We start from the raw sequence: 243 nt of genomic DNA, 5'->3' as shown, positions 1-243 counted from the left end.
ACCACGGTCCACAGTATGGGTGAGGCAGGGAACTGTCCGGTTCCGGCATCCAGCATCGGGCTTTGCCAGAGCACAGGAAAACGGCGATGAGCGGCCCGTATCGTTTTCACCCGGGCGCACGGGTACTTGTTGCAGCGGCTGCTCCGCATACCCAGACCACCCGGGTTTCAAGCAGTTGACGGGGCTCAGCAAGTTTGAACCTCATCGATAGCCACCCGGGAACTCGGTGCACCACAGGTTGGG

This window comes from Methanoculleus sp. UBA413, from assembly GCF_002502935.1.
Taxonomy (GTDB): Archaea; Halobacteriota; Methanomicrobia; order Methanomicrobiales; family Methanoculleaceae; genus Methanoculleus; species Methanoculleus bourgensis.
The sequence above is the reverse complement of the archived record's forward strand: the minus strand, read 5'-3'. Positions refer to the sequence as shown.